This is a genomic window from Microbacterium umsixpiens, from assembly GCF_053543675.1.
On the sequence record NZ_JBLVOH010000019.1, the window covers coordinates 1 to 7,091 of the forward strand.

The window sequence follows — 7,091 nt, forward strand, 5'->3', positions numbered from 1 at the left end:
GGAGCGCCGGCGGCCGAGGATCAGGAGTGTCGCGCCGAGCACGAGAACGGCAGCACCGCCTGCGGCCCAGGCGAGCGTCTCGGGACCGAGTCCCGTCGCGGGAAGCGGATCGGTCCCGTTGCCTCCATCGGTCGGCGGCGTGCTCGGGTCCGTCGGGTCCGTCGGGTCCGGCGGCACGACGACGGCATCGGCGGCGAGTGTGAAGTCCTGCTCGGCGATCACGTCGCCGGCCGCGGTGATCACGACCGTGCGCGTCGCCGAGCCGACGACGCTCGTGCCCGTCGGGGGCACAACCGTGAGGGTGTAGGCGCCGGGCGGCAGGGCGCCGAGCCCGAACGTGCCGTCCGCGTCGGACGTGAGCTGCTGCGGCGCGCCCGGTCCGGTGAGTGTCACCACCACGCCCGCGACGGGGGCACCGTCGTCGTCGCGCACGGTGCCGTCGATCGCGCCGAGGCGCGCCAGCTCGAAGTCCACGTTCTCCACGTCGACCGCGGCCACCTGCTCGTTCCGCGTGGCCGGAGATGTCGCGACGAATCCCGCGGGCGTCGTCATCGTGATCGTGTAGTCACCGGCAGCGAGTCGGGGGAACGAGTACGCCCCCGACGCATCCGTCACCCGTGTGAGGGTCGCCCCGCCGGGAGCGATCGCGGTCACGGTGACGCCGGCCACGCCCGTGCCGTTGGCGCGCACCGCGCCGCGCAGGTCGGCGTTCTCGGCGACCACGAAGTCCACGTCCGTGATCGGCACCTCGCTGCCCGCTGGAACGGTGACCGGCGGCGGCTGAGTCGCGACCGTGTAGCCCGGCGGGGTCGTGATCGACACGGGATGCGTCCCGACGGCCACCTGGTCGAACAGGTAGTTCCCGTCAGCATCCGTCGTCGTGGTCTGGCCGTCGATCGTGACGGTCGCACCGGGGACCGTGGCGCCGGTCGTATCGGTCACGGTTCCGGAGACCGCGACGGGCACGATGTCGCGCAGCCCGAAGTCGGCGACCGCGTCGCCCGCACTGAGGTTCGCGGCGACCGTGGTCGGTCCGGTCGAGATCTTGCCGGCAGGCGGGGTGACGCGCACCGTGTACCCGTCAGACGCGACGAACCCGGGGAAGGAGTAGGTTCCGTCCGCCGCCGTGGTGGTCGTTCCCACGACCGTGCCGTTCGCGTCCGTCAGCGTGAGGGTGACGCCGGGCGTCGGCGCCCCCGTGTCGGTGATGGTGCCCGTGATGTCCTGGGCGATCGACGCGAACCAGGTCTGGTACACGGGAAGGCCCGAGCGACGCGTGAAGATCAGGCTGAGGGAGCTGATCGGGGTGCTCGGCTCGAACCAGGCCGCCGAGCCGCTGGTGTCCGCGGCCGCCGCGTTGCCGGTGAGGGTGAGGGTCGTGGCATCCCAGCTCGGCACGTCATCGGCAGCACCGGTGCACGAAGGCTTCCCCGCGATTCCGGGGGCGCAGTAGTTGAACCGGTCACGCAGCCCGATCTCGGTCGCGTCGAGCACGTGTCCATCGGGGGCGACGGCCTGGATGCGCACCGAGTCCGCGTCGATGTCGCCCACTGCGAAGGCCCATCCCGAGGTCGGGGTCGGCGTCGCGAAGGAGTACGTCGTGGTCGAGGGGCTCGTGGCGTTGTCGGCCCGGGGGCGCAGGTTCAGGTACGGCTGGTCCCTGCTCGAGCCGTACTTCGCCCCGATCGCGGTGCCCTCCGAAAGCCAGGTCGAGGCACCGCTGATGACGCCGATCTGTGCGCCACCCCGTGAATCACTGGTGACGGTCGCGCTGATCGCCGGCTGCGCGGCCACCTCAACCGACGTCGTGAAGGCCCCGCCGACGCCGACGAGCGGCTGCCAGGTCGCCCAGGAGGCGACGGTCGCGGCCGAAGCCGGGAGGGCGCCGACGAGCACCGCGATGAGGACGATGGTTCCGGCGATGGTCGCTCTGCGAGAGGCACGCATGCGGTCAGCGTACTGATATACCGGTGCGGTCCGAAAGTGAATTCCTCGATACGGGGTGCCGGCCAGCGGGCGGGCGCCGCGTCAGACGGCGTCGCCCTGGACGGGTCCTTCCGTGTTGGGCTTCCAGCCGAGCGCCGGTGCGACGTGCGTCGCGAACGCCTCCAGCACGTGCAGGTTGTACTCCGGGCCGAGCTGGTTCGGGATGGTGAGCAGAAGGGTGTCGGCGGCCATCACGGCCTCGTCCTGCTTCAGCTGCGCGATGAGCACGTCCGGTTCGGCGGCGTAGGTCTTGCCGAAGGTCGAGCGGAAGCCGTCGATCACACCGATCTGGTCGGCGTTCTCCTCGCTGCGCAGGCCGAAGTACGCCCGGTCCATGTCGGAGACGAGCGGGAAGACGCTGCGGCTGACCGAGATCCGCGGGCGGCCGGTGTGGCCTGCCTCCTTGTATGCGGAGCGGAACAGTTCGATCTGCTCCCGCTGCAGCTCGTGGAACGGCTGACCGGTCGCCTCGGTCACGAGGGTGGAACTCATCATGTTGAGCCCCTTGCGTCCCGTCTCCTCAGCCGTGGCGCGCGAACCCGAGCCCCACCAGATGTGGTCGCGGAGGGTCGGCGATTGCGGCTCGATCGCGAGGTACCGACCGGCACCCACCATGCGCGGGTCGCCCGGAGCGAGGCCCTCTCCGTCGATCGCCCGCAGGAACAGGTCGAACTTCTCCCGTGCGAGCACGCTGCCGCGCTCCGGGTCTTCCTCGTCGACGTAGCCGAAGGTCTCATAGCCGCGCAGCGCCGTCTCGGGTGAACCACGGCTCACGCCGAGCGCGATCCTGCCGTCGGCGATGAAGTCGAGGGCGGCCGCCTCTTCGGCGAACTGGAACGGGTTCTCGTAGCGCATGTCGATCACGCCGGTACCGACTTCGATCCGCTTCGTGCGCGCGGCCATCGCCGACAGCAGCGGCATCGGGGAGGCGGCCTGACGTGCCCAGTGGTGCACGCGCACCGAGGCACCGTTCACACCGATCTCGTCGGCTCCTTCGGCGATCTCGATCGTCTGCTTCAACATGTCGCCCGCGGTGCGGGTCGCCGAGCCGGGCACGTCGGCGTAGTGACCGAAAGAGAGGAATCCGAAAGCCTTCATGGTCTATTCCAACGCATGAATCTGAGGACTATTCCCCCGGCAGCAGGATGCCGTCGAGGATGAGGGAGCGGATGCGGGGCTCGAGGTCGGCCCACAGGTCGGCGAGCGGCACCTCGAAGAGGTCCGCCAGCGCGGCCGCGATCTGCACCACGGTGAGTTCTCCGTCGCAGGCGCCGACGAAACCGGCGAGAGCAGGGTCGACAGAGATCGTGCGACCGAAGCCGCCGCCCTGACGCAGCTCGATCACGCTCGGGTCGTCGTCACCCGGCATCAGATGCCGCGCCTCGGTGACGTCGGCAGCGACCACCAGGGTGGCCGGCAGCCCTTCGGCGAGCACATCCTGCGCCGCGAGGCCCGTCGCCAAGGCGGCCCCGACGTTCGCGACGGGCTGGGCGATGCGCTCAGTTCGCCGCAGTGGTTCGCCCGAGGTGCCCCGACGCATCAGCACGTAGCCGAAGCCGATCGAGGTCACTCCGCGGGCGGCGAAGTCGTCGAGCCATGCGGTCAGCAGCGGCGTGAAACCGGGGTCGCGCGGCGTGGTCCCCCCATCGCGGATCCACAGTTCCGCGTAGCCCAGAGGCGAGAGTTCCTCCCGCTCGATCACCCAGAGGTCGAGTTCGGCCGGCACCCAGGCCTCGAGACGTGCGAGCCCGGTGATCGCGGCCTTCGACTCCCAGTTGCCGAGCAGCTGCGCGATGCCGTTCCGGGTCAGGTGGGCAGGGGCGCTGCGGATGAACTGCTCCACCAGCGCATCCCCCACGAGTCCGCCGTCACGGTATTCGTATGCGGGCACTCCCTCGACGCGCGGGGTGATCACGAACGGAGGATTCGAGACGATCAGGTCGAACGCCTCCCCCGCCACCGGCTCGAACATGCTGCCGTGGCGGAACTCGATGTTCGTCACCCCGTTGAGGTGGGCGTTGATTTCGGCGAACGCGAGGGCACGGGTCGAGATGTCGGTCGCGACGACCGTGCCGGCACGTCGTGCGACGAGGAGCGCCTGGATGCCGCATCCGGTGCCCAGGTCGAGCGCGCGCTCCACTTCGATCGGGACGATGGTCTCGGCGAGCGTGCGCGATGCCCCGCCGACACCGAGCACGTGGTCGGCGGGCAACGGGGCGTCGAGGGCGACCTCATCGAGATCGCTCGCGATCCACCATTCCCCCACCCCGTCGGCGTCGACGAACGACTGCGGTCGCAGCAGGGCCGTCGGCGTCACCGTGTCGGGGTCCGCCTCGGCGAGACCGAGTGCCACGAGTCCGTCCACTCCGAGCCGCGGCAGCGCGTCGATGACATGGGCGCGCGGCTGTGGCATTCCGAGCACGAGCAGACGCCCGAGCGTGGCGAGCGTTCCGGAGTCACCGTCGATGGCCCGCAGGATCGGCTCCCGCATCCCGCGGGCGAGTGCGTCGTCCGCCTCCTCACCCCACAGGCGCCGCAGCGGCTCGGAGCGGAGGTCCGCAGCGTCGAGATCCGCGGCGAGCGCGGCCGTGCGGAGAGGGTCGGGGACCGGTGCGGGGGTGTCGGACACGGCCGTCACTCTACGCGTCTTCAGGGTTCTCTTTCGCAGAGCCTCCTAGAATCACTAGGTCAGTACTCACGAGCAGCCTCTTCCCGGGCGTTCGAGGAAGACCTTCATGACCGCGATCACCCCCGACATCGGCCTCCGTGCGCGCCTGCGACGGCTCTCAGGAGCGACCGCTGTTCTCGCGATCGCAGTGAGCGGCTGTGCGTTCGTCGCACCGAGCGCCGCGGTCGCCGCCGATCAGGCGCAATCCGACGACGAAAAGAGCGTCGAGCTGCATGTCTCGGCCGGTCTTCGCGGGCTCGTCGCACCGGGGTCGTCCACGTCGGCGATCGTCACCGTGGAGAACGCCACCGACGCGGCACTCACCACGGGTGGTCAGGTCGAGGTCGAACTCAATCGCACCCCGCTCACCGATGCTGAGGCCGTCTCCACCTGGCTCGACGACGGCGAGGCGACAGGGGCCTTCGCCTCCATCGGCGCCGAAGACACCGATCCGATCGATGGCGGTGCGTCGGCGACGACCACGATCTTCGTGTCCGAGGCGACCCTGGGTGACCTCGCGCCCGGCGTCTACCCGCTGCGCGCGGAACTCACGGCCTCGACCGGCGATGCCGCAGACGCCGAGGCCGTGGATGCGACCGCGACGAGTGTGCTGGTGATCGCCGCCCCCCAGACCGCGCAGGTCGGGGTGCTCGTTCCCGTCACGGCGACGCCGGAAGGCGGCGCACTGCTGACGGCCGCCGAGCTCTCGGAGCTCACCGCTCCCGAAGGAACCCTGACCGCGCAGCTCGACGGCGTCGCCGGGACGACCGCCGTGCTGGCCATCGATCCGTCCATCCCCGCCGCGATCCGGGCGCTCGGCACCGCCGCCCCGGAGACCGCCCGCGACTGGCTGACACGACTCGACAACCTCCCGAACGCGCGTTTCGCGCTGCAGTTCGGTGATGCGGATGCGACGGCGCAGGCGCAGGCGGGTCTGCCTGAGCTGCTGCAGCCCCGGGCTCTCACCCCATTGCTCGATCCCGCGAACTTCCCGGGAGTCCCGGCAACGGCCGCACCGACCGATGCGCCTGATGCGACACCCGGTCCGACCCCGAGCGCCACGGAGTCTCCGGCACTCCCCAGCGATGACGAACTCACGGCGATCGACGGCGCTCTGCCGCACATCCTGTGGCCGCAGACCCCCACCTCCGCCGACCTGACCGCCTTCGCCGGCTACGTGGGCGCCGACACCACGACGATCGTCTCCTCGACGGCGGTCGGCGGACAGAGCGCGGCTCATGCGACAGCTGGCGGCAACGACCTCCTGGTCACGGATGCCGCGACCTCCGACGTGCTCTCGCGGGTGGCGGCGGCGCGGAATCCCGCCGACCGTCAGCGGCTTCTCGCCGAGGCGGCCGCCCTCCTCCAGCTGGCACAGCGTGCCGCCCCCACCGCTCCCCTGCTCGTCGGCCTGGACCGAGACGAGAACCGCTCCTCCGACGCGCTGCGCGACGCGATCACCGCCGCCGACTCCGCCGGGTTCGAGCTCGCGACGCTCCGGGCTACCCCGCCCGCCGCGGCGACCGTCACCGGGGAGCCGGATGCTGCGCGATCCGCCGCCGTGACGACACTCCTCGCCGATGAGTCCCGGCTCACCGCGTTCTCATCGATCCTCGCCGACCCCCAGGTGCTGCTCAGCCCCGAACGCATCCGGATCCTACGCACGCTGTCGGTTGGAACATCGGCCGCCACGTTCGCCGAGGGTTTCGCGGATCATCAGGCACAGACGAACGCCACGCTCGACGCGGTCAACATCCCCCCGTCCAGCACGATCCAGCTGCTCACGGCGAACGCCGATCTGCCGATCGCGGTGCGCAACGACCTGCCGTGGCCTGTGACGGTGCAGCTCTTCGTCTCGCCGACGGATCCGCGTCTCGAGGTCAGGTCCCCGGACGAGACGATCGTGCAGGCTCAGTCCACGACCCGCATCAAGGTGCCGGTGTCGGCTCGCGTGGGCAGCGGCGAGGTCGACCTCCGACTCAGTCTCTACAGCCCCACGGGCGTGCAGATCCAGGGTGATCAGACGCTCAGGGTCGCGGTTCGTGCGGAGTGGGAGACGATCGGACTCGTCGTCCTCGGCGGCATCATCGTGCTGCTGATCGCGCTCGGTGTGATCCGCACCGTGCGCCGCAAGCGGCGTGAAACAGCCGAGGAGTCGGCCGTCGAAGCGCAGCTCGAAGCCCTGGAGGAAGAGGAAGCCGTGGAAGCCCGCCCGGACGCCACCACGACAGAAGACACGCGTGAGTAGCCTCGGCCGCGCGAGCGCCGTCATCGGCGCCGGCACCCTCGTCTCCCGTCTCACCGGCCTGCTGCGCAGCATCGTCCTCGTCGGCGTCATCGGGTCCGTCGCATCCGAAGCGGCCGATGCGTTCACCTACGCGAACCAACTACCGAACAGCGTCTTCTCTCTCATCTCGGTCGGAATCCTCACAGCCGT

The 7,091-nt window shown here is 70.4% G+C and carries 4 protein-coding genes and 1 pseudogene; 2 read left to right on the top strand and 3 right to left on the bottom strand.

Annotated elements, in window-relative coordinates:
* From ACNPM4_RS01705 to ACNPM4_RS01715, 3 genes are all read right to left on the bottom strand, one after another.
* Positions 1-1,947, bottom strand: a 1,947-nt coding sequence (locus ACNPM4_RS01705; RefSeq protein WP_448984483.1) for an MSCRAMM family protein, incomplete at its 3' end; no start/stop codon positions are given.
* Positions 1,948-2,028: 81 nt separating this feature from the next.
* Positions 2,029-3,084: an LLM class flavin-dependent oxidoreductase gene (locus ACNPM4_RS01710; protein ID WP_448984484.1), complete on the bottom strand. Its 1,056-nt coding sequence runs from the start codon at positions 3,082-3,084 to the stop codon at positions 2,029-2,031.
* A gap of 28 nt (positions 3,085-3,112) precedes the next feature.
* Positions 3,113-4,624: a class I SAM-dependent methyltransferase gene (locus tag ACNPM4_RS01715; protein ID WP_448984485.1), complete on the bottom strand. Its 1,512-nt coding sequence runs from the start codon at positions 4,622-4,624 to the stop codon at positions 3,113-3,115.
* A gap of 97 nt (positions 4,625-4,721) precedes the next feature.
* Here ACNPM4_RS01715 and ACNPM4_RS01720 point away from each other — a divergent pair, with 97 nt between their 5' ends.
* Both ACNPM4_RS01720 and ACNPM4_RS01725 read left to right on the top strand, forming a co-directional pair.
* A complete protein-coding gene (locus ACNPM4_RS01720) occupies positions 4,722-6,902 on the top strand; it encodes a DUF6049 family protein (RefSeq protein ID WP_448984486.1) in 2,181 nt (726 codons plus the stop codon).
* A pseudogene (locus tag ACNPM4_RS01725) lies at positions 6,895-7,091 on the top strand (murein biosynthesis integral membrane protein MurJ); the annotation flags it as partial. The gene ACNPM4_RS01720 and the pseudogene ACNPM4_RS01725, both read left to right, overlap by 8 nt.

Coding starts and splice junctions, on each gene's coding strand:
- ACNPM4_RS01710 (WP_448984484.1), bottom strand. CDS start 3,084: ATGAAGGCTTTCGGATTCCTCTCTTTCGGTCACTACGCCGACGTGCCC.
- ACNPM4_RS01720 (WP_448984486.1), top strand. CDS start 4,722: ATGACCGCGATCACCCCCGACATCGGCCTCCGTGCGCGCCTGCGACGG.